This is a genomic window from Achromobacter sp. EB05, assembly GCF_044232075.1.
GTDB lineage: Bacteria > Pseudomonadota > Gammaproteobacteria > Burkholderiales > Burkholderiaceae_B > Achromobacter > Achromobacter dolens.
The window spans coordinates 6,186,774-6,208,065 of the sequence record NZ_CP155917.1; the positions used below are offsets into that span (position 1 = coordinate 6,186,774).

Sequence of the window (21,292 nt, forward strand, 5' to 3'; positions counted from 1 at the left end):
GGCCGGAGATATTGTTATCGAAGCGGGGGCCGCGCCCCCGCCGTTAGGGGCCGGATCAGCGGGCCGTCTGGTCCGGCGCGTGCAACAGGCGGGGACCCTGCGCCGACGGCAGCAGGAACACGGTGTGGCGTTCGCCGGCCTGCAGCGCGCCCAGATCCAGCTCCTGCCCCGCGGGCTGGCCCCCGCAACTGGCTCGCACCTTCAGGGACACGGGATTGACCAGTCTCCGCGCGGCGCCGCCATCGGCCACGTGCTCGAACATCGCCAGGTTGCGCGGCACGGCCAGCAGGCCGGCGTCGGCGCATGACGGATCGAGGTTGTAGAACCCCACCGAGACCTTGAGCGCGTTGAAGTCCTCGGGCTGCTCGCGCACGATGCGCGCCTGCAGGCCGTCCTTGCCGGGCAGGCCGACCACCGAGGCGAATTCGCCGGGCTGCACCGAGATGGCCACCTCCTGCTTGCGGCCGCCGCTTTCGAGCAGGCCCTGCATCTTCGCGCCCGCCTTGACCGGCATGAAATCCGACGCGGGATGGGCGGCGTCGAGCTGGATGCGCGCCTGCGATCCCTTGGCGCTCACCGCCATCGGCTCGGCGCCGCCGTTGACGAAGCGCACGAACGACGCGTCCTCGGCCGGGCCGGTGTCATAGAGCTGGATCTGCGCCGCGCCGGCAACGCCGGCGGCCAGGGCGAACGACAGGGCGGCCAGGCCGCGCGACAGGAGGATGCTCATCCGTTGTCCTTTGGAAGCGGGGATCGCGCGCGTCATTTCTTCTGCAGCGCCTTGACCTGCGGCAGCTCGCCCAATTGCTTGGCAATGGCGTCGCCCCAGGCCTTGTAGCCGGTGTTGGTGTAGTGCTGGCCGTCGGTGGTGGGCCACTGGCCGGGCGTCGAGAACTGGGTCGAATCGATGTACGCGCAGGGCGCCACGTTGCTGCCCAGGAAGGCCGACACCTGCTTGACCCGCGCGAAATTCTTGTTGTATTTGCCGCCCTCGGTGCCCCAGCTGGGACCGATCCAGACGCAGGCCGTGCCGGTGCCCGAGATGGCCTTGGTCAGTGCGGTCGTCTGCTGCCAGGCCCAGGTCTTGGGAAAGGATGGATTGGTGTAGCCGGCCATGGTGTCGCCGAGCACGATCACCACCAGGTTGGGCTTTTTGGCCGCGATCAGGTCGGTGACCGGGGTGGTGCGGGCATCCTTGCCCTTGAGCACGATCTGGCCGTCGTTGAGGCGCTCGGCGCCGCCGCAGGTGCTGGGCGTGGTCTTGAGCCAGTCACCGGCATTGCTGCCGCACACGCCGATGGTCTGCACCACCGCGCCCTGCTTGACCAGGTCGTCCTGCAGGGTCGTGATCAGGTAACCGGGCGCGGCCAGATGGCTGTCGCCGATCAACAGGATGCTCATTCCGGCAAAAAGAGAGGTCAGCATGGCAATACTCCTTGATGAGACGTCCCTAGCGGGCGTACGGCGACTGATAGGGATTGACCGGCAGGTCCAGCGGACGCGTCTGCGGATAGAACGCGTAGCGCAGATAGAGCCCGCCCACGTATTGGCGGTAATCGGTGGCGTTGTCCATGGCCATGGTGCCGCCCAGGAACAGATTGGGCGACAACTGGTACTCGCCCGCCGCCGCCAGGTTGTAGCCCACGCCGGTGCGCGACTGCCCTTCGTAGGTCGCGGGGGCGCCATAGACGGCGCGGTTCGCCGCGTTGGCCGCCGCCTGCATGCCGCCGCTGGTCGGGAAATAGTCGGCGCCGTCTTCCTTGAAATGGCGCAGGCCGACCGAACCTTGCAGCTTGTAGGTGAAGCGGCCATCGCGCTGCGCCCAGGTCACGGGGACGCTCAGCGCGTAGAACTGCTGCGGGCTGAAATAGCCGCCGTGGCCGTAGGTGAAGAAGCGCTGGTTGTTGTCGTAGAAGATGGCGCCCAGGTTCAGGCCGGCCGTCAGCATGCGGTTGGTTTCGCGCGTCAGGTTCCAATAGATGCCGGTGCCGACCTCGGTGCGGCTGTTGGACTCGACATTGTGGCCATCCAGGCTGCGCCACGAACCGTAGGCGTAGACGCCGTAGTCCTTGTTGTCCATGCCGATCTGGCCGCCCACGCCGGTGGCCGTGACCGCGCCCCAGCGCTGGCCGGTGCGGTCGTCGCGCGCGCCGGCGAAGGACACCAGGCTGTCGGTCACCGCGCGGCGCGACAGGTCCACGCTGTACCAGGTGCCCGCGCCGCGGTCGATGGGGCCGTTCAGGCGCACGCCACCGACCACGTTCGAATACTCGAAGCCCAGCGGCGTGGTGCCGATGTCGGCGCTCAGGCCCTGCATGGTGTAGCCGACCGACAGGCCCACGCCCGAGTCGCGCTGCTTGCCGGCTCCGCCCACCAATCCCGCCTGCTGCGCCGTGGCCGCCACCGGGCCGCCGCCAAAGCGGCTGTTGCTGGAATATTCGTCGCCAAGGCGGCCAGCGTCCAGGGTCACTGGCGTCGCGCGCAGCGAGATCTTGCCATCGCCCGCCGGGATCAGGGCCTCGATGGGCGCGTCGATCTCGGTCATCTTGCTCATGCCGGCTTCACCGTTGTTTGACCGGACGAAGCCGCCCACGCGGACCTCGGCGCTGCGCTCCTGCATGACCTCGTCGAGTTCCCGTTGCAGGGTGGGCGACGCCGCGCCGCCGCCATAGGCCGCGGGCGGGTTGGCGGCCGCGCGCGAATCCTGCGCGCCGGCAATGACATAGGGCTCCTGGCGCGACACCATGGACGCGCCGTCATAGCTGGCGCCGTACCCTGCGGCATAGCCCGTGCCGTAGCCGGCGCCATAGTTGGGGACCTGCGGGTCGTTGAGGGCCTCTCCCATGACCTGCGTCACGCGGGTGGACCGCGAACGCTGCCCCGGCAGGCCGACGAAGGGGTTGCCGTCGGCATAGTTGGCGGGCGCCGCGCCGCTGGCCACCATGGTGCCGCCGCCGCGCGCCTGCTGGGCGGCGATGGCCTGCTGGTAGAGCTCGGCGGCGCGCCCGGTCTTGCCGCGCGAACGGTAGATGCGCGCCGCGCCGGCCAGCACGTCGGGATCGTTCGGCGCCAGCGCCAGCGCCTTGTCCATCGAGGCTTCGGCCGAGCGCCAGTCATCGGCCTCGGCGGCGATGCCGGCGACGGCGATCTGCAACTGCGCGTTGTCGGGATCGCGCGCCTGCAGGCCACGATAGATGGCCAGGGCCTTGTCGCGGTCGCCGGCGGCGACATACATGCGCGCCAGCGCGCCCTGGGCCAGGGGATCGTCAGGCCGGCGCTTGAGCACCGGCTGCAGGATGTCGTAGGCAGCCACCAGGTCGCCGCGCTGGCGCATCGCCTCGGCCTGGCGCACGGTATACAGGCTGACCAGGTCCTGGAAACTGCGATGCTGGTCGGCGTCCATCGGCAGCTTCTGCACCTGGCGCAGCACGGCCGCGGTGCCGGCGTCATCGCCGCTCTTGAGCAGCACGCTGGCGTACGGGATCAACACATCCGGGCCGGCCGGCCGGCTTCCATCCACCAGCGGCCGCATCACGGCGAGCGCCTGCGGCGTGTCGCCCGCGTCGATATAGGCCTGGGCGATGGCGCCAAGCAACTCGGGATCGTTGCCCGCCGCGGCCTGCAAGCCGGCCAGGCGCTGGCGCGCCTGCGCCGCGTCGCCCGACAGCGCCAGGCGGGAGGCCTGGGCCGCCTGCTCGTGCACCCACACGTTGCGCTGAAAGCGCGTGATTTCCGGGGTGCGGCGGTTCTCCGGGATGCGCGCCAGGATGTCGTAGGCATGGCCCCATTCACCGCGCTCGGACGCGAACAGCGCGTTGGCGTGCAGCGCGTCGGCCGAGTCCGGTTGCACGCGCAACGTCTCGTCCATGATCTGTTGCGCGCGGACCGATTCACCGCTGCGCAACAGCAGCCGCGCCAACTCGTAGGTGGTCCAGGGATTGCGCGGGTCCGTCCTGCGCGCGTCTTCCAGCATGCGACGCGCGCCGGCCGTGTCGCCGCGCTTTTCCGCCTCGCGCGCCTGGCCCGCCATGACGGCCGCGCGCAGGCGACTGACGTCGCCCGCCTGGCCCGCCGGCAGCGCATCGACCAGCCGCAGGGCTTCTTCGGCGCGGCCGGTCTGGGCCAGCACGTCGGCCAGGCCGCGCACCGCCTCGGGATCATTCTTGTGCCGGGCAAGCACGTAGCGATAGGTCTTCTCGGCGTTGGCCATGTCGCCGGCGCTGGCATAGGCCCGGCCGATGGCGTTGTAGGCGCCGGTGGCATTGCCGTCCAGCCGGATGGCCTGTTCCAGCAGCTTGCGCGCGCCGTCGCCGTCGCCCCGCTGGCGTGCCGCCTCGGCCTGGTCCAGCAGGTTCCAGTAGCGCACCCCCGCGAGGGCGCGGGTCCAGTTGCGCCCGGCACCGGGACGGGCCGCCGCGCGCGACAGCAGTTCCTGGGCCTCGGCGTTGCGGTCCTGCTGCATGCGCACCAGCCCCAGGCCGCCCAGTGCGTCCGGATCATTGGGGGTGGCGCGCAGCTTTTCCTGGAACGCGGCTTCGGCCGCGGCCAGGTCGCCGTTCTTCAACGCCGCGAAGCCGCGCGCCAGGCGCGCATCCTGGCGCCAGACCGGCGCCGGCGCGCCGCGTTTGGCCGACGGATTGTCGAGCACCGCGCGCACTTCCTTGTCGTCCGGATGCGCCGCCAGATAGGCCTCGAACAGCGGCTTCTCGCTGGCGTTCGGCGCGCCCAGCCAGATCAGGCCGGCGCGCCAGCTTTCGGTGGCGTCGGCGCCGACGTCCTTGCGTTGCGCCAACTGCGCCAGCATGCGCACGCCGTCGGCGCGCCGGTCTTCGTCGCGGATCAGGTGCTTGGCCAGGGCCAACTGGACGTTCGGATTGCCGGGCGTCTCGCGCGAGAGCCGCTGCAGGCCGGTGATGGCGCGCGACAGGCCCTTGTCCGAATAGCCGAGGAAACTGTAGTACTCGAGCGCGATCTCGCCCTGCGGCTCGCGGCCCTGCAGGGCCTGGTCGTAGGCCTGCATCGCCTTGTCGATCTCGCCCGAGGCCGCCAGCATGCGCGCGCGGTCGAGGTCGGCCGCGGCGGCGCCGCCGGCCAGGCCAATATCCTGCTGCAGGCGCTTGGTGAAGGTGCCGTTGGCGTTGAGCTGCTTGAGCCGGGTCAGGTAGCCCTGGGCATCGTCCAGGCGCTTTTCGCGCACCGCCGCCAGCCCAAGGCCGTACATCGCCTCCTGCTGCGAGGGATCGGACAGGAGCAGCTTTTCCCAGGCCTGCGCGGCGCGCTTGGAGTCGCCCTGGTTCTGCCAGTAGCGTCCCTGCTCCAGCAGCGAAGCGGTGGCGGCCGGTTGGGCCCAGCCACTCTGGTGCATCAGGGCGGCCAGAACGCCGATGGCCAGCTTGTGGCGGTTCAAGGACATTTCTTCTCCCACTCCAATGACACACGGCCGGTGGCACCGAACCGGTACCGCTGCTCGAACCAGCCCATCCCGAACAGGCTGAGTACGTAATCGTAATAAGGCGGCTGCTGAACCGCCAGCCGCGCAGGGGCCTGGCTGGCAGCCCAGGCCTCGCGCACGCGCCGCAACTGTCCCTGCAGCAGGTCATTCTGCCCGCGCGCCTGGAAATACGGCAACAGGGCGGCCGAGAAACCGAACGGCCCCTGGCCCTGGACTTGGCCGCTGTCCACGTCCACTGACTCGGGCGGCACGCCCGTGGCGCCGACGGCGGTGGCCATGCCTGACAGCGCAGCCAGTAGCGGCCGGGCGGCGGGATCTTCGGCCGGCGTCATGCCAGCCCACAGATACGTGCGGATCGCATCGTAGCTGCCCTTGGCGCCATGCGCCGGATCATTTTCGTAACGTCCCAGCGCCCCCCCCTCGCGAGACACATCGCGGTAGGCCACCCAGTCGGCCGCGTAGCCCTTGGGCGTGGTCGCCTGGATCACCCGCACCGTATTGTTGGCCACCTGGGTCCACGGCCCCTTCGCCGAGGCCTGCGCCAGCCGCCGCAGCACGGGAACCGGCAGGTAGCTCGGATTCAGGCGCCATAGGCCGGGCTGCGAAAAGCCCTCGGGCGCCGGCAACAGCATGCTGCCCAGGCCCGGTAATTGCGCCACTTCGCGCCCCTCGATCAAGGCCAGCAACGCCTGCGCGTCACGGGTGTAGGCCGGCTGGCGCCAGAGCCTGCCGGCCTCGAGCAAAGCATAAGCGAACCACAGGTCGGCGTCCGATGCCGCGTTGCTGTCGAGCACGCCCCAGGCGCCGTCGTCGCGCCGGCCCCAGGACCAGGCCGGCAGACGCTGCGCGGTGTCGCCGCCGGCCAGGTTGGCCACGCTCCAGCGCCACAACCGCTCGAAGGTCTCGCGGTCATTGGCGACCAGGGCGAAGAACATGGCGTACGACTGTCCTTCAGAGGTGCTCATCTTGCGCGGCGTGCTTGCATCCACGACACGCCCGTCGGGCTGCACGAAATGTTTGACGAAGGCCGACCACTCCGGCCAGGCCACCGCCGTGCATACCGGCGCGGCCCGCGCCACGCCCGATGCCGCCAGGGCCAGGCCGAGCGCAAGCAGCGCCCGCCGGGCACGCTGGCGCCAGGCGGATCGGCGGCGAGCAGGTCGGGCCGGATGCATCAGGCGTCCTTCTTGCGCAGGCGGCGTAACAGCGAGCGCAGCACAGCCAGCGCCACGGCGATGCCGACCAGCCAGAGCAGCCCCATCACCACCAGGCGCAGCAGGGTGTAGCCCGGCAACTGTGACGACACCCACCAGTCGATGCGCTTGAGCAAGGGCAACTGGCCCAGCGTATAGGTCTGGTCGCCGACCAGCGCGTCGATCTGCTTGCCGCGGATCACTGCCAGGCTGCCCTGTACGCTCTTGTCGAAGCCTTCGCCGCCGCGCAGCGCGGCCACGGCCGCGTCCAGCCCGTCGGGCTTGCTGCTGGCCAGCAGCACCACACTGCGCTTGGCGGCCAGCGGCGACTCGAAGCCGGCCACGATCGCGCTGACGCCTTCGCTGGTGTAGCTCATGGCCACGCGCGGCTCGCGGCGATCGAGACGCGGATCGGTATGGAACCAGTCGGTCACACGGTAGATCAGGTCCGACAGGCCGAAGTGCGCGCCCGACTCGTAGCTGCCCGGGATGTGGGGGGCCCAGGTCTTGAGCAGCGGATTGGCGGTGTCGCCCGCGATCACCAGCAGGTCCTTGCCGGCCTGCGCGCCGGCCTGCTGCGCCCGCGTCACGGTCACGCCGATGGCCGGATAGCCCGTGGCGTCTCCCAGGCGGCCCAGCACGTTCAGGTAGGCCGAATAGGCCGCCGCGCTGGCGCGGTCATCCAGCACCACGGCAGTTTCCGACAGGTCGGCCAGGCGCGTGAAGGGGAAGCCCGCCTGCGCGAATGCGCGCAGGTCCGGCATTTCGATGAAATGCGGATAGCCCGACAGGTCGATGGTCGACTCGGGTTCGATCATGCCGCGCACGTTGTCGATGATGATGTCGCGGCACTCGCCCTGCTTGACGTAGTCGTACATATAGCGGAACTGCAACTGGCCGTCCGACTTCAACAGGTCCAGCGGCACGTCCAACTGGGCGCGCATCGGCAGGCTCTCGTCGGGCAGCACCTCGGCGCGCAGCTTGTCGCCGCCCTCGATGCGCTCCAGCGCGAACAGCGGCATCGACTTGACGAACTCGCCGTTGACGCCGAACAGCAGCGAGGAATTGAGCGACGTCGGCTGCGGCGTATAGCGATAGCGCAGGTCGATCGGCACCTTCTTTTCCTGCCAGCCGAACAGGTCGGGCGGCACGCGCACGTCGATGCGGATGGTATCCGGGCTGAAGCCCGACACGTTCAGGCGCTTGGGGTCGATCAGGTCGCCGAAACGCACCGGACGGTCCGTTCGCAGCCAGCGCGGCGCGTCGTAGGGCTGGCGCGGCTTGACGTCGGCCAGGCGGGTGATGGCGGCCGATTGGCCGGCCAGCGTCTGGCTGCCCAGCGCCAGCGCGGCGGCTGCCTGCTTGAGGTCCTTGCCGTCGCGGCCCAGCACCAGCAGCAGCTTGCCTTCGGGATCGTTGGGGTTGGCGACGATGGCCAGCGTCGGACCGTTCACGGTGGCCTGGGTCAGCCCGGCGCTGGCCGCGCCCATCGCGAACACCACCGCATTGCCGCGGTTGGGCAACTGCGCCACCGAGGCCGGGAAATCCGAGCCGCGATAACCCGCCAGCCCGCCAAACCATGAAGACAGCGCCCCCGCGGCTTCCAGCGTGGCGTTGTCCGGCTCGGCCTGGAACACGAACGGCAGCACCAGCTTGCGCATGTCGCGGCGGTCGAAGAACGGCAGCGGCAGGTTGGCCAGCTCGTTGGGCAACGGCAACGCGGCGGTGGCCAGGTCCAGCGTGCTCAGGTTGCTGATGTTGGCCCACAGGCTGGAATGCAGCGGATCCTCGCAATTCAGCGTGTAGTGGCCGATCAGTTGCAGGCGCAGATCGTTGTAGGGCGTGATCAGGTAGGGCGGGATCTCGATGGTCTGCCGCAGATTGCTGCCGGCCGTCTCGCGCGGCACGGCAATGGTGGCGGCCACCTCGTCGTTGACCAGCACGTTGATGTGCGACAGGTCGGGCAGCAGCGCGGGCGAATAGGCATAGCGCAGGTCGACCCGCGCGCCGGTCACCACGCGATCGTTGCGCACGCTGAAGTTCAGCGTGTTGCTGCCGTCCACGCCGCGCAGGTTGAGGGGATACTGCGCGCCGAGCTGCTTGAAGGTGTAGGTCTGGTCGGCCACGAACGGCGCCGGGGCCGGCGTGGCGGCAGGCACGGTGCCCGGCGCCTCGGCCGCGCTGGCCAGCAACGAGCAGCCGGCCAGCAACGCCAGCGAAAGGCGGCCCAGCGCATGCCCGGGGCGGCGCGGCGAACGGAACGGCGCCGCTTGCGCGATCGGCGGTTGGGTCGAACGGATTTTCTTATGCATGATCACGATCCCAGGCGGCGCTGAGCGCGGGCGCGCAGCGACAGGTAGAGCAACACGGCAATGACTAGCGCGCTCAGGAGCAACGCCCCCACGAGCGTGAGCGGATGGCGTGCGAAGAACCACTGCAGGCCCAGCCAGGTCGGCAATGAACCCACGTAATAGCTCTGCTCATCCTGCAGGGTATAAGCCTGCCCGCCGCTGATCACCGACAGGCTTCCGCCGATCCGGTCCTGAGGATTGTCGGCCTTGCTCTCGGCGTCGCGGCTGGCCAGCAGCGCCTGAACGGCGCTGGCCAGGCCATCGGCGCTGGTGCCCGACACCACCACGGCGCTGCGGCCTGACTGCAGCGGCGATTGCAGGCCAGCCAGCGTGGCCGTGACGCCGCCGCTGGAGAAGGCCAGTTGGATGTCGGCCTGGCGCTTGCGGTCGCGCGGATCGTTGCCAAACCAGGACGCGACGCCATCGACCCAGCTCGACAGGCTGAAGCGGCGCTCCTTGCCATTGAAGCCGCTCGGCAGCGCGTCGCCCCATTGCGCCAGCAGCGACTGGTTGTCGCCGGAAGCCAGCACCAGCAGGTCCTTGTCGCGTTGCGCCGCGACCTGCGCGCCCTGGGTGACGGTGACGCCAGTGGCGGGATAGCCCGTCGCCTGCCCCATCACGCCCATCAAGGTCAGATAGGCCGAGAAGTCCGACACGCCGGCGCCCTCGGGCATGACCACCGCGGTTTCCGACAGGTCGGCCATGCGTGTGAACGGGAAGCCGGCGTCGGCAAACAGCGACAGGTCCGGCATGGCGGCATACTTGGGCAGGCCGGAAATATCGATGGTGGAACCCGGATCGATCGCGCTGCGCACGTTGTCCAGGATGCTGTTCTGGCACTCGCCCAGCTTGGCGTACTCGTAGACGTAATTGAACTGCAGCGCCGTCTGCGGCGGCAGCAGATAGGTCGGCACCATCACCCGCGCCTTGCCTTCCGAGGCCGGCATGCCGGTCAGGCGGTTGTAGACGCCCGGTCCTTCGTGCAGCGCGAAACTGCGGACCAACTGGTTGCCGGCCATCATCTCCATCACCGACTGCCTGGCGCCGGGACGCGGCGAATAGCGGTAGATCAGGTTCACCGGCACGCCATCGCTATGCCAGCCGAACAGGCCCGGCGGCACGCGCAGGTTGACCTGCACGGGCGGCGGTCGATGGCCCGAGACGTTCAGGTCGCGGGTCGGCACCAGCTCGCCAAACGCCACCGGCCGGTCGCTGCGCAGCCAGTTGGGCGCGTCGAACGGCTTGCGCGGCCGCGGCGTCTCCAGGCGCGTGATGCGCGCCTGCGGGCCGGACAGCGCTTCGCTGCCGAGCGCCAGCGCGGCGGCGGCCTGCCTCAGCTCCTTGGCGTCGCGCCCCATCACCAGCAGCAACTTGCCATGCGGATCGCGCGGGTTGGTCTGCATTGCCACCGACGGGCCATCGATCGCGGGCGTCTGCAATCCGGCGACCGTGTCGCCCGGCAGCAGCAGCACGACTGCGTTGCCGGTCGCCGGCAGGTCCTGCAAATGGGCGTCGAACCTGGCGCCGCGATATCCCGCCAGGGCGCCGAACCACGAGGTCAGGATGCCGGCGCTCTCCAGCCGCGCCGCATCCGGACTAGCTCCCAGCACGATCGGCAGCGCCAGTTGGCGAATGTCTCGACTGTCGAAGAACGGCACAGGCAGCAGCGCCAGGTCATTGGGCAGGTCGACCGGCATCACGGTCAGTTCCAGCGTGCTGCGGCCAGCGACGTCGGCCCACAGGCTGGAATGCACCGGGTCTTCGCAACCCAGCGTGTAATGGCCGATCAGTTGCACGTCGAGCCGGTTGTAGTCGGCCAGCGCCGGCACCGGCAGCTCGACCGTCTGGCGGGTCGGCGTGGCCGCGGCTTCCTTCGGCAGCGCCACGCTGCCCGCCACTTCGCCGTTGAGCAGCACCTTCAGGTGCGACAGGTCGGGCAGCAGCGCGGGCGAATAACTGTAATCCAGATTCACGCGCGCCCCGATGACCTGCTGGTCGCGGCGCGCGCTGAAGCCCAGTCCGTTGATGCCGTCCACGCCGCGCAACGGCAGCGCGCTCTGGCCGCTCAGGCGCGACAGGGGTACCGAGTAGATACGCGCGCCCGGCGGCAGGGTCGCCGCGGACGCGGTCGCGGCGACCGGATCGGCAGCGACGGGCTCGGCCAGGGCCGGCATGACCGCCCCGAGGGCCAACAACGCCGATAGCAGCGCCCGACGCGGGACCGACTGCGCGGGGGACAGGCAAGGCCGGGGCGGCCAAGCATCAAGCCTGGGAATCATCGCTCTGTCGTCCTCTAGTTTTTGGTGGACACGGACGTGGGACGGCGCACGGCCGCAAGGCTGCGATCGCGCAACTGGCGCAGCAGCAACGAAAAACCGCGTACGCCGATGCTCGAGATCTGTCGCAATGCGGCCCACGGCGAATCGGGCGCGTTATTGCCCCAGGTGCTGGCCCAGGTGTCGGCGCGGCCGAAGGTCATCTGCGCCAGCTCGCGTTCCTGCTCCAGCGTCAGGGACTGGAAGCTGATCCCCAGGCGGTCGCCGCGGCTGAACGTGACCAGCGCCGGGAACATGGCTTCCTCGTCATTGCGGAACAGCGACACGCTCAGCGGCATGCCGTTGGGCACCAGCACCCCGGGCGGCAGCACCAGGCCGAGGCCGCCCTGCGAGTAGTCGCTGGTGCGGCAGGCGACCGTGCGCCCGTCCGGCAGCAGCAGCATGGCGGCCAGCGAGATGGCCACCCGCGGCGTGTTGCGCAGTTGCCGCACTTCGCCGGCCACGGCCACGCTGGCGCTGGTCATCACGATGTTGTAGACGGTCCAGATCAGGTTCAGCACGATGGTCAGGCGTGCGTCCACGCCCCCGTACCCGGTGACCAGGCTGACCACGCCAACGATGAAGCCGGCCAGGTTCAGCCCCAGCAGCACCACGTAGGGCCGCGCCAGCGTCCAGTCGAAATACGATTCCCGGATGATGCCGCCCTTGGCCGTCACGTTGAACAGCGCCGTCTTCGGGCTGATCAGCGTCACCAGCGCCGGGCGCATGATGTACCAGGCCAGCACCGACTCGTAGACCTCGTTCCAGAACGAATGGCGAAAGCGCCCCTGGATGCGTGACCCGGTCAGGTTGGACAGAACGATGTGCGGCAAGGCGTAGGCCGCCACCATGATGGCCGACGCCTGGAACACGTTGGCATGGAAGAACAGATAGGCCAGCGGCGCCGTCAGGAACACCACCCGCGGCAGGCCGAAGAAGAAGTGCAGCATCGCGCTCAGGTAGCAAAGCCGCTGCCCGATCTTCAGGCCCTTGCCCAGCAGCGGATTATTGGTGCGGATGATCTGCGCCATGCCGCGCGCCCAGCGCGTGCGCTGGCCGATGTGGCGCGACAGGTTCTCGGTGGCCAGCCCCGCGGCCTGCGGCACCGCCAAGTAGGCGGTATTGAAGCCCAGGCGGTTCATCTTCAGGGCGGTCAGCGCGTCCTCGGTCACGCTCTCGACCGCCACGCCGCCGACCGCGTCCAGCGCCGAGCGGCGCATCACCGCGCACGAGCCGCAGAAGAACGTGGCGTTCCACAGGTCGTTGCCGTCCTGGATCACGCCGTAGAACAGTTCGCCCTCGTTGGGCACGTTGCGAAAGGTGCCCAGGTTGCGCTCGAAGGGGTCGGGCGAGAAGAAGACGTGCGGCGTCTGCAGCAGCGCCAGCCGTTTGTCCTTCAGGAACCAGCCCATGCAGATCTGCAGGAACGAGCGCACCGTGACGTGGTCGCAATCGAACACCGCGATGAATTCGCCGTCGGTCTTGGTCAGCGCAGCGTTGATGTTGCCTGCCTTGGCGTGCTTGTTGTCCGGGCGCGTCAGGTAACCCACGCCAGCCAGCTCGCTGAACTCGCGGAACTCCTGCCGACGGCCGTCATCGAGCACGTAGACACGCAGCTTTTCCGCCGGCCAGTCCAGCGACTGCGCAGCCAGCACCGACTGGCGCACCACGTCCAGCGGTTCGTTGTAGGTGGGAATGTAGACATCCACGGTCGGCCAGAGGGATCGGTCAACCGGCAACGGCGTGGGCTTGCGCCGCAGCGGCCAAGCCGTCTGGAAGTAGCTCAGCAGCATGACCGTCAGGGCGTAGATCTCGGCCAGCAGCAGCCCGTAGCCGAAGAACGCGTCCAAGACATTGTGAAAGCCGATGGTGTCGGTGATGCGCCAATACATGTAGCGCAACGACGTGATGACCGACAGCATCACCAGCGTCAGCGTCGCCAGCCGTCCGCCCACGCGGTGCAGCAACAGCGCCACGATCACACAGAACGCCGCGAACATCATCTGTTGCGGCAGGCCCATCTCGACGGCCACCGCCAGCACCGACAGCACGCCGGCCAACATCAACGACAGCGCCCGAACCCAGCCCATCTTCCAGATGCGCCAGGACAACAGACTGTTGCCCATGCGCGAGAGACGCGGATTCTGCGCCGCGGTCTCGTTGGTCACCGACTTCATGGCTGGTCCTCCCGGGGCTCGCGCAATTGCCGCAGCAGCCATTGCGCGCTGATGCCGATGTCATTGCTGGCCTGGCTGTGCGGGGCGTGGTCGATCACGGTGGTGCCGAAGGCCAGCGCCTCGCTGACGGTGGCGTCGCGGTGGATCACGCCGGCCAGGCGGTCGGCCAGGATGCCGCGCATCACCTGCAGCGTGTCCTTGGCCAGCGGGGAGGCGCTGTCCGCCTGGTTGACCACGAAGGCATGGCCCATGAATTCCGGGCGTCCTTCGCAGTACTGCGCGATCAGGTTTTCAACCTGCGGCAGCGTCGCGTACGAGGCGGCGTCCGGCAGCGTCACGACCAGCACCAGGTCGGCGCAGCGCAGCGCCTGGCTGAGATAGATCGACGGTCCCGGCGGCGTGTCCACCAGCACCACGGTATCGGGCTCGAGATCGAGCGCCCGCAGGTGGTTCGCCAGCCAGGCGTCGTCCTGCCGCATCTGCTGTTCCAGCGCCATGCGGTCCGCCTCGTTGATCTGGCCGAATGGCAACAGGTAGGGGCCGGCGTCGCCCCGCACCACCGTTTCACGCCAGGGAATGCTGGCCAGGCTGGCGCGCGCCAGTCCGGCCTCGGCGGCCTGCGATTCGGCGCCCAGGTGAAAGCGCAACGCGTTCTGCGGATCCAGGTCAACCAGCAGGGCGGGATGGCCCGCCCGGCTCAGGGCCAAGCCCAGCGTGGCGGCTATCGTGGTCTTTCCTACCCCGCCCTTGGCGGAAACAATCGCGATGGTTTTCATTTTTTCGCCGCTTTCGAAGATGGCGGATCCTGGGCCGCGTCCACACGCGGCGTCCGCGCCAGGCGCGCGAAGACGCCTTGCAACGGCGTCGCGGCGCTGGCCGGCTCGGACTCGGGGGCCGTCGCCGCCGGCCGCTCGGGCGCGAGGGTGGGTTCGATGAGGACTTTCGGCGCGGGACGCGCGGGCGGCTCGGCGGCGAGCGGCTCCGTGGCGGGCGGCTCGACGGCAGCAGGCTCGACGGCGACGGGCGCGGCGACAACCGGCGCGGCCGCAGGCGCCGGCGGGGCTTCCCGCAAGGACTGCCGCGGAATCTCCAGCGCATCCAGCGGCGGACGCTGCACGCGCGCGCCATGGATCAACGCGGCCACCTTGGCCGCATCCACCGCTGCGCCACGACGCACGGGCGAGAATCGGGACAACGGCAGCGCCGCCACGGCCGCGCCCGGCGCCAGCGGCCAGGCCGCGGCCCGCGCGGGGCGGTCGGCGGGCGAATCGCCGGCGGCGGGCGGCACGCCCGACTGCCCCGGCCGGATGCGGTTCAGCAGCGGCCAGCGGCCGCGCGCGGCGCGGGCCCGGTCCTCGCGGCCGATCTCGCGATAGTTGCGGGGATCGCCCCCGAACTCGCGATACAGGCTGGTGATGTCGTTGTCGTCTCTCATCCGTGGTCCCGCATCCTAGCGGCCGAACCGGTAGAGAATGACACCGGATTCATCGGACGCGCGCTGCTGCGAGACCTTCAACTGCGCATCGGCGCCCAGCAGGCGCATCCACGATTCGTAGGCGCCTTCCAGGAACCCCGCGCTCCAGTCCAGGTGCGCGGCGCCGAACGCCGCGCGCAGCGGCGCGCAGTAGTGCGCCAGGGCCAGGTGATCCTCGGCCTCTTCGATCTCCACCCAGCCCCAGTCCAGCGGACGCCAGACCTGATTGATGGCGGACTGCATCTCGGCGATCGACACGGCGCCCGACAGCGCATGCCTGTCGGCGAATGTCTCGCCGGCGCGCCGCATCAGCGCGCGCAAGCGCTGCACCGTCAGATCCTGCGACAACTCCTGGGCGAAGGCCGCCAGCACATCGCGCCACTGGCTGGCACAGAGTCGATCATCGAGGTGGGAGAGGATGGCGCTTTGCACGTCGTTCCTTCGTCATGGACAGGCGACAGGACTTGGCCCGCAAGCGTCAGCGCGACGCGCCACGGGACCAGGACAAGTGTTGAAAGGCAAGGCCGGCGGGCAAGCGACGAGCCAGGCAGAGGCCGCCATGCCGGGTTGTTTCGTACAGGCGCCGACGAAAAACGAGGTCGCGCGCGGAAACCCGCGCGACATTCGACGCGAGGACGACACGAGGAACATCCTGGTTTTCAGGCTTTGCATAGCCTGCATCCGCGAGTTGGCAAGGCGGAGCTGCGGTACTTTAGGCCGCATTCTTGGAGCATGACCTTGCGTCTTAGACGGCAGCGCGCGGTGTCATCGGTTTGAAGTCTTTTCACGAATGCTCGTAAACGTTTTGTTTCGGGCAGTATTAACGCGTGCTGACTTATATTGCCGATAATAGCAAAATGCATCGATATATATGCATCCAACCTGCGCTGCGGCACAGTCTTTTAGTATAGTGAAGACAACAATCAAATTAAAGACATACACATCTTAAAGATCTTAAAGATTTGCAAACACTTTGCCACAGCCGATTGCGCAACCTTTATAGTTGAGGCCGTTGGCAGGACGTAGACCGTGTGCCGCGCCCGATAAGTACCCCCGCCCCCGCGGCGCCATGCGCCGTCAGCGACAGAATGCAAGGGACTTCCGATGTCGAGTACCACGCCGCAACTGCGTTCCGTTCTGCTGGTAGGCGGCACCGGCAGCCGCCTGTGGCCGCTGTCCCGCGGCAGCTACCCCAAACAGTTCCTCCCCCTGCTCGGCGACCTTTCCCCGCTGCAAGCCACCTGTGAGCGCGTGGCCGGCCTTGGCAGCCAGGCGCCGATCTTCGTGGCCAACGAGGAACACCGCTTCATCGTCGCCGAACAACTGCGCCAGATCGGCCAGCAACAACCCACCGTCCTGCTCGAACCCGTCGGCCGCAACACAGCGCCGGCCATCGCCCTGGCCGCCCTGCTGGCGCAGGCCGACGGCGCCGACCCCGTGCTGCTGGTGCTGCCTTCCGACCACGCGGTGCCTGACGTCGAGCGTTTCCACGACGCCGTGCGCCAGGCGCTGCCGGCCGCCCACGCCGGCCGCCTGGTCACCTTCGGCATCAAGCCCACCTACGCCGAGACCGGCTACGGCTACATTCGCGCCGGCGCTGCCCGCGACGGCGCAGCCGACGTCGAGGCTTTTGTCGAGAAACCCGACGCGGCCACGGCAGCGCAATATCTGGCCAGCGGACAGTATTTCTGGAACAGCGGCATGTTCCTGTTCCGCGCCTCACGCTACCTGCAGGCCCTGCAGGCGCATCGTCCCGACATCCTGGCGGCCTGCCGCCAGGCCATGGCCGCGCCGCGCCAGGATGGCGATTTCCTGCGGATCGACGAGGCCGCCTTCGCCGCCTGCCCGTCCGACTCGATCGACTACGCCGTCATGGAGCGCGATCCGGACGTGGCCATGGTGCCGCTGGACGCCGGCTGGAGCGATATCGGCTCGTTCGCCTCGCTGTGGCAACTGGCGCCGCAGGACGCCGATGGCAACGCCCTGCGCGGCGACGTGGTGGCCGAGGACTGCCATGGCGTCTACGCCTATTCCAGCCACCGCCTCGTGACGCTGCTGGGGCTGGAGGACACCGTGGTGGTCGAGACCGCCGACGCCGTCCTGGTCGCCGCGCGCGACAAGGTGCAGGACGTGCGCCGCATCGTCGCCCGCCTGAACCAGGCCAACCGTCCGCAGGCCACGGCCCATCGCCTGACCTATCGGCCGTGGGGCAGCTACGACGCCATCGACAACGGCGACCGGTTCCAGGTCAAGCGCATCCGCGTGGCGCCCGGCGGTCGGCTCTCGCTGCAGATGCACCACCACCGGGCCGAACACTGGATCGTCGTCACCGGCACGGCGCGCGTCACGCGCGGCGACGAGGTATTCCTGCTGACGGAAAACCAGTCCACTTACATTCCTCTGGGTGTAAAACACCGCCTGGAGAATCCGGGTTCCATTGACCTGGAGCTGATAGAAGTGCAGTCCGGCCCGTATCTGGGCGAGGACGATATTGTGCGGTTTGATGATGTCTACGGTCGCTGATCCCCCCACCACCTTTTCCATGCTCACCTACGCGACGCCCAGCCACCCTCAGCGCTCCTTCATGGCCCTAACGGGCCTGATCTGCGCGCTGATCAACGCCGGCACCTTTCTTGGCCTGACACTGGCCGAGGAGATGGCGTCGCCCATCTTCCGCGGCTGGATTCCGGTCATTCTCGCCACGGGCGCCTTTGTCGCCTTCGCCCGCTTCACGCTGCTGATCAGCGCCCGCAGCGTCTGGTGGATGCTGAGCCGCGGCGTGATGCGCTGGTTCAGCGTGCTGTTCCTGGCGCTGGTCACGCTGTTCTTCCTGCCCGGCAGCGCCACCGACACCGAATCGCTGCGCGTGCTGCTGCTGCAATGGACGGCTATCGCCCTGCCGCTGCAGGTTCTCGCCCTGTACGGCCTGCGCCGCACCGCCTATCGCCTGAACAATGCGTCCGCCAGCCGCCGTTCGGCGGTGTTCTTCGGCATGGGCCCCGAAGCGCGCAAGCTCGCCATGCGCCTGCAGCGCTCGCCCATCCTGGGCATCCACACCGCCGGCTACTACGCCGAGGAACAGGTGCGCACGCGCAAGGGCGAACCGACGCCGCCGCCCTACCTCGGCCGCTACCCGGACGCCCTCAGCCGCATCGAGGCGGGCGAGTACGGCATGGCCTTCGTCACGCTGGACGACACGAAGGACAACCCGGTCGTGCTCAACCTCATGAACCGGCTGTATGACTCGACGGCCGCCATCTATCTGATGCCAGAGTCGCCGTTCCTGGGCGAACTGACGGCCAGCAGCGCCGAAATCGCGGGCGTGCCGTTGCTGGCGTTGCACGAAACGCACATGCAGGGCCTGTCGCGCAGCCTCAAGCGCGCCATGGATTTGGCGCTGGGCGGGCTGATGCTGCTGCTGGCTTCGCCGGCCATGCTGGTGATCGCGCTGGCCATCAAGCTCGACTCGCCGGGGCCCGTCATCTTCCGCCAGATGCGCTATGGCGAACGCGGCATGCCGATCACGGTGTTCAAGTTCCGTTCCATGCGCGCCAACGCCGGCACGGAAGCCGACGGCAGCCTGCGCCAGGCGCAGCAGGGCGATTCGCGCGTGACACGCATCGGCCGCTTCCTGCGCAAGAGTTCGCTGGATGAGCTGCCGCAGTTGTTCAACGTGATGGCCGGCACCATGAGCCTGGTCGGCCCGCGCCCGCACGCGGCCGAGCACAACGAGATCTACCGTCGCATGATCCAGGGCTACATGCTGCGACACAGCGTCAAGCCCGGCATCACCGGATGGGCCCAGATCCACGGCCTGCGCGGCGAGACCGACACCACCGACAAGATGCTGCAGCGCGTGCGCTACGACCGCTACTACATCGCCAACTGGTCGCTGATGCTGGATCTGAAGATCCTGTTCCGGACCGTACTCGTGATCTTCTGGGACCGCAACGCCTACTGAGCGCTCAGGGCTCCTCGCCCATCGGATCGCACATCGCCAGCTCCGGCCGACGCCATTGACAGTCGGTCGGCTGCATCATCAGCCGCAGGTTCTCCTTGCCGCGGCTGCCGAAGGTGTATTCCAGCCCGACGCGCACGAAATTCTGGTTGTAGCTGTCGCCGGCGGATTCGCCCATCTGCCGGTCGCGGTACACGTCCACGATCCAGCGCAGGTTGTCTTCCTGCTGCCATTGCACGCGCGCGCCGAAGCGGCGGATCTGCAGGGTCTGGTCGTTGCCGCCGGTGAAGGCGGTGTTGCGCTGGCGGGTCAGCTCGGCGCCCAACTGGAACGCGGTCTTGACCGTGGGTCGCCACGTCACCGAAGCCAGGCCGCCGGTCTGGATCGAATACAGCACCGTGGGGTCATCGTCATAGGCGTAGGGACGGCGCCAAAGCTGCAGGTCCAGGCGCGTCTTGGGCGAATAGTCCCAGGTCGCGCGACCGGCGAAGGTGAACAGATTGGTGTCGCGATCGCCCAGGTGCACGTAGCTGCGCTTGAGAAGGCCGACGCGCGCCTGCAGCAGCGTCTTGGGGCTGTAGTCCCAGCGCGCCGCGACGAAAGCCTCGTTGTCCGTGTAGCGGTCGTCGATGGTCGCGACCAGGTCCGGCGTGCGGCCGTAGTAATCGACCTGGGTATGGCGCAGGCCCGTCTGCGCGAAGGAGCGGCCGAACCCGGCATAGCGCGCCGACAGTTGCCAGCCCTGGTCCTTGCGGTCATACAGGGTGCGGTTGATGTCCTGGTCGTAGCGCGTGCCGTTGGTGAAGACGCCGAACACCGGCAGCGTCAGCCGCTCCGAGATGCGCAGGCCCAGCTCGGCCGACTTGTTGTCGCGCGTCTGCAGGTCGCGGTCGGGCCAGGTGCGCGCCATGTTGGGATTGAGCTGGCTCTGGTAGCCGTAATCGAAGCGCCCGGCGAACAGCCGGCCGGCGCGCCAATGCAGCGTCGACAGCATGTTGCCGGGCTGGTGGTCGAGCTGCCGGTTATTGCTGTAGCGGGCATCGGCCAGCGTGCCGCCCACGTCCAGCCGGGTGTCGTCGGACAGCAGCGGCATGCGCAGCCCCAGCCCGACCGAATTGACCCAGACGCCCGCGCCCCGGATGTCGGAAGACGACTGCGGCAGGCGCGCGGGATTGCTCTGGTATTGGTAGGAACTGCCCAGTTGCACGGCGTAGTCGGCCGGCCCCGGCGCGCCCATGGCCTGGACGCCGCACATCATCAGGCTGGCCGCGGCCAGCTTGCGTCCGATCGTGACCGTGCCTCGCTTGGCCCCGCCATCCAAGGCAAGGCTGGCGCCGGGGCGCAAGATCACGGCGCCGAGCCGCGCCGCTTGCGCCATTGCCGCCAGCAAAGTCCCAGGAAGCGTGGATCGTCGACCAGATAACGGCGCCACAGGCGGCGCGGGTTGCTGGCCAGGCGCCACAGCCATTCCAGGCCGATGCGCTGCATCCACATGGGCGCACGGCGTTGCAGGCCGATGGCGAATTCCATGGCCGCGCCCACGCAAAGCAGGATCCCCCCGGGCAACTCGCCGGCGTGATGCAGCACCCAGTGTTCCTGCTTGGGCATGCCCACGCACAGGAAGACCACGTCGGGCCGGCGTTCGCGCACACGGTCGGCATAGGCCTGCCCCTCGGGTCCGAGCGGATCGAAGCGCATCGAGGGGCTGACGATATCGATGTTCAAACCCGGGTAATACTGCGCGAAACGCGCGAGCAGGTCGGGCTCGGAGCCAGGCATGCCGCCCAGCAGCATCACTTGCCAGCCCTCGCGCTGGGCGCGCTGGCACAGCGCGACGAACAGGTCGGAACCGGTGATGCGCTCGGGCAGCGGCTGGCCCAGGAAACGGCTGGCCCACACCACGGGCATGCCGTCGGCGAAGATGAAATCGGCCTTGGCGTAGCGCTCGCGGAATTCCGGCGAGGCATCCAGGCGCACCACATGATCGACATTGGGCGTGACCACGATGCGGGCGCGACCGTCGCGGCGCACGGCCGCCTGCGCCAGGCCCTCGACGGCCTCATCGAAGGAAACTGCCGCGATATCGAGGTCGAACAGCCGCACGACGGGCATGACGGGGATATCGTCGTTCGCAGTTCCGCGGGGGTCGGATACGTGCTCTGAACTGTGCAAGGAGGATCTCGCTACGAAGGGCGGTAAGCTCGGGAACAATGGTCTCACGTTTGCGTTTGAGAAAACCACATCCATCGAGCCGGCACGCGCGTATTGTATTTAAAATACCCATAGTGTGGCGTTTTGCTTCGGCTACTATTGGACGCGCGCAACCTTTAACCAAAGGATCGGAGAATAACGTGGCGTGTCTGACGACGATA

General features: G+C 68.4%; 14 protein-coding genes. 2 read left to right on the forward strand and 12 right to left on the reverse strand.

Annotated features, from left to right (window positions below; genetic code table 11):
- Positions 1-55: 55 nt before the first annotated feature.
- The 10 genes from AAID08_RS28300 to bcsD all read right to left on the reverse strand — a co-directional run bounded on the left by AAID08_RS28300 (position 56) and on the right by bcsD (position 15,394).
- On the reverse strand, positions 56-730 hold the full coding sequence (locus tag AAID08_RS28300; protein WP_395757197.1) for a cell division protein FtsQ: 675 nt from the start codon (positions 728-730) through the stop codon (positions 56-58).
- 32 nt (positions 731-762) lie between these two features.
- Complete coding sequence (locus AAID08_RS28305; RefSeq protein WP_081273406.1) at positions 763-1,425, reverse strand: SGNH/GDSL hydrolase family protein; 663 nt, start codon at positions 1,423-1,425, stop codon at positions 763-765.
- Positions 1,426-1,450: 25 nt separating this feature from the next.
- A complete protein-coding gene (locus AAID08_RS28310) occupies positions 1,451-5,413 on the reverse strand; it encodes a cellulose synthase subunit BcsC-related outer membrane protein (RefSeq protein ID WP_395757198.1) in 3,963 nt (1,320 codons plus the stop codon).
- Positions 5,404-6,627, reverse strand: coding sequence for a cellulose synthase complex periplasmic endoglucanase BcsZ (gene bcsZ, locus AAID08_RS28315; protein ID WP_395757199.1), 1,224 nt, complete (start codon positions 6,625-6,627; stop codon positions 5,404-5,406). Before bcsZ ends, AAID08_RS28310 begins: the two co-directional genes overlap by 10 nt.
- Complete coding sequence (bcsB, locus tag AAID08_RS28320) at positions 6,627-8,957, reverse strand: cellulose biosynthesis cyclic di-GMP-binding regulatory protein BcsB (protein ID WP_395757200.1); 2,331 nt, start codon at positions 8,955-8,957, stop codon at positions 6,627-6,629. The genes bcsZ and bcsB (AAID08_RS28320) overlap by 1 nt, the downstream gene beginning before the upstream one ends.
- 2 nt (positions 8,958-8,959) lie before the next feature.
- Complete coding sequence (gene bcsB / locus AAID08_RS28325) at positions 8,960-11,170, reverse strand: cellulose biosynthesis cyclic di-GMP-binding regulatory protein BcsB (protein WP_254607696.1); 2,211 nt, start codon at positions 11,168-11,170, stop codon at positions 8,960-8,962.
- A gap of 119 nt (positions 11,171-11,289) precedes the next feature.
- Positions 11,290-13,488: a UDP-forming cellulose synthase catalytic subunit gene (gene bcsA / locus AAID08_RS28330; protein WP_175143576.1), complete on the reverse strand. Its 2,199-nt coding sequence runs from the start codon at positions 13,486-13,488 to the stop codon at positions 11,290-11,292.
- Positions 13,485-14,264 carry a cellulose biosynthesis protein BcsQ gene (gene bcsQ / locus AAID08_RS28335; RefSeq protein WP_064523943.1) on the reverse strand — a complete coding sequence of 260 codons (780 nt, stop codon included), beginning with the start codon at positions 14,262-14,264 and terminating at the stop codon, positions 13,485-13,487. The genes bcsA and bcsQ overlap by 4 nt, the downstream gene beginning before the upstream one ends.
- The gene (gene bcsP / locus AAID08_RS28340) at positions 14,261-14,923 is read right to left on the reverse strand and encodes a cellulose biosynthesis protein BcsP (RefSeq protein WP_395757201.1); all 663 of its coding nucleotides are present in this window, start codon (positions 14,921-14,923) and stop codon (positions 14,261-14,263) included. The genes bcsQ and bcsP overlap by 4 nt, the downstream gene beginning before the upstream one ends.
- 15 nt (positions 14,924-14,938) lie before the next feature.
- A complete protein-coding gene (gene bcsD / locus AAID08_RS28345) occupies positions 14,939-15,394 on the reverse strand; it encodes a cellulose biosynthesis protein BcsD (RefSeq protein ID WP_064523939.1) in 456 nt (151 codons plus the stop codon).
- Between the two features lie 672 nt (positions 15,395-16,066).
- Between bcsD and AAID08_RS28350 the strand changes: the two genes are divergently transcribed.
- Positions 16,067-17,485 carry a mannose-1-phosphate guanylyltransferase/mannose-6-phosphate isomerase gene (locus AAID08_RS28350; protein WP_054500224.1) on the forward strand — a complete coding sequence of 473 codons (1,419 nt, stop codon included), beginning with the start codon at positions 16,067-16,069 and terminating at the stop codon, positions 17,483-17,485.
- On the forward strand, positions 17,469-18,923 hold the full coding sequence (locus AAID08_RS28355; protein ID WP_231132892.1) for an undecaprenyl-phosphate glucose phosphotransferase: 1,455 nt from the start codon (positions 17,469-17,471) through the stop codon (positions 18,921-18,923). Before AAID08_RS28350 ends, AAID08_RS28355 begins: the two co-directional genes overlap by 17 nt.
- A gap of 4 nt (positions 18,924-18,927) precedes the next feature.
- On the opposite strand, the gene AAID08_RS28360 is transcribed toward AAID08_RS28355, so the two are convergent.
- Positions 18,928-20,271: a hypothetical protein gene (locus AAID08_RS28360; RefSeq protein ID WP_144656166.1), complete on the reverse strand. Its 1,344-nt coding sequence runs from the start codon at positions 20,269-20,271 to the stop codon at positions 18,928-18,930.
- Positions 20,268-21,032: a WecB/TagA/CpsF family glycosyltransferase gene (locus AAID08_RS28365; RefSeq protein ID WP_054500222.1), complete on the reverse strand. Its 765-nt coding sequence runs from the start codon at positions 21,030-21,032 to the stop codon at positions 20,268-20,270. Before AAID08_RS28365 ends, AAID08_RS28360 begins: the two co-directional genes overlap by 4 nt.
- Positions 21,033-21,292 lie beyond the last annotated feature (260 nt).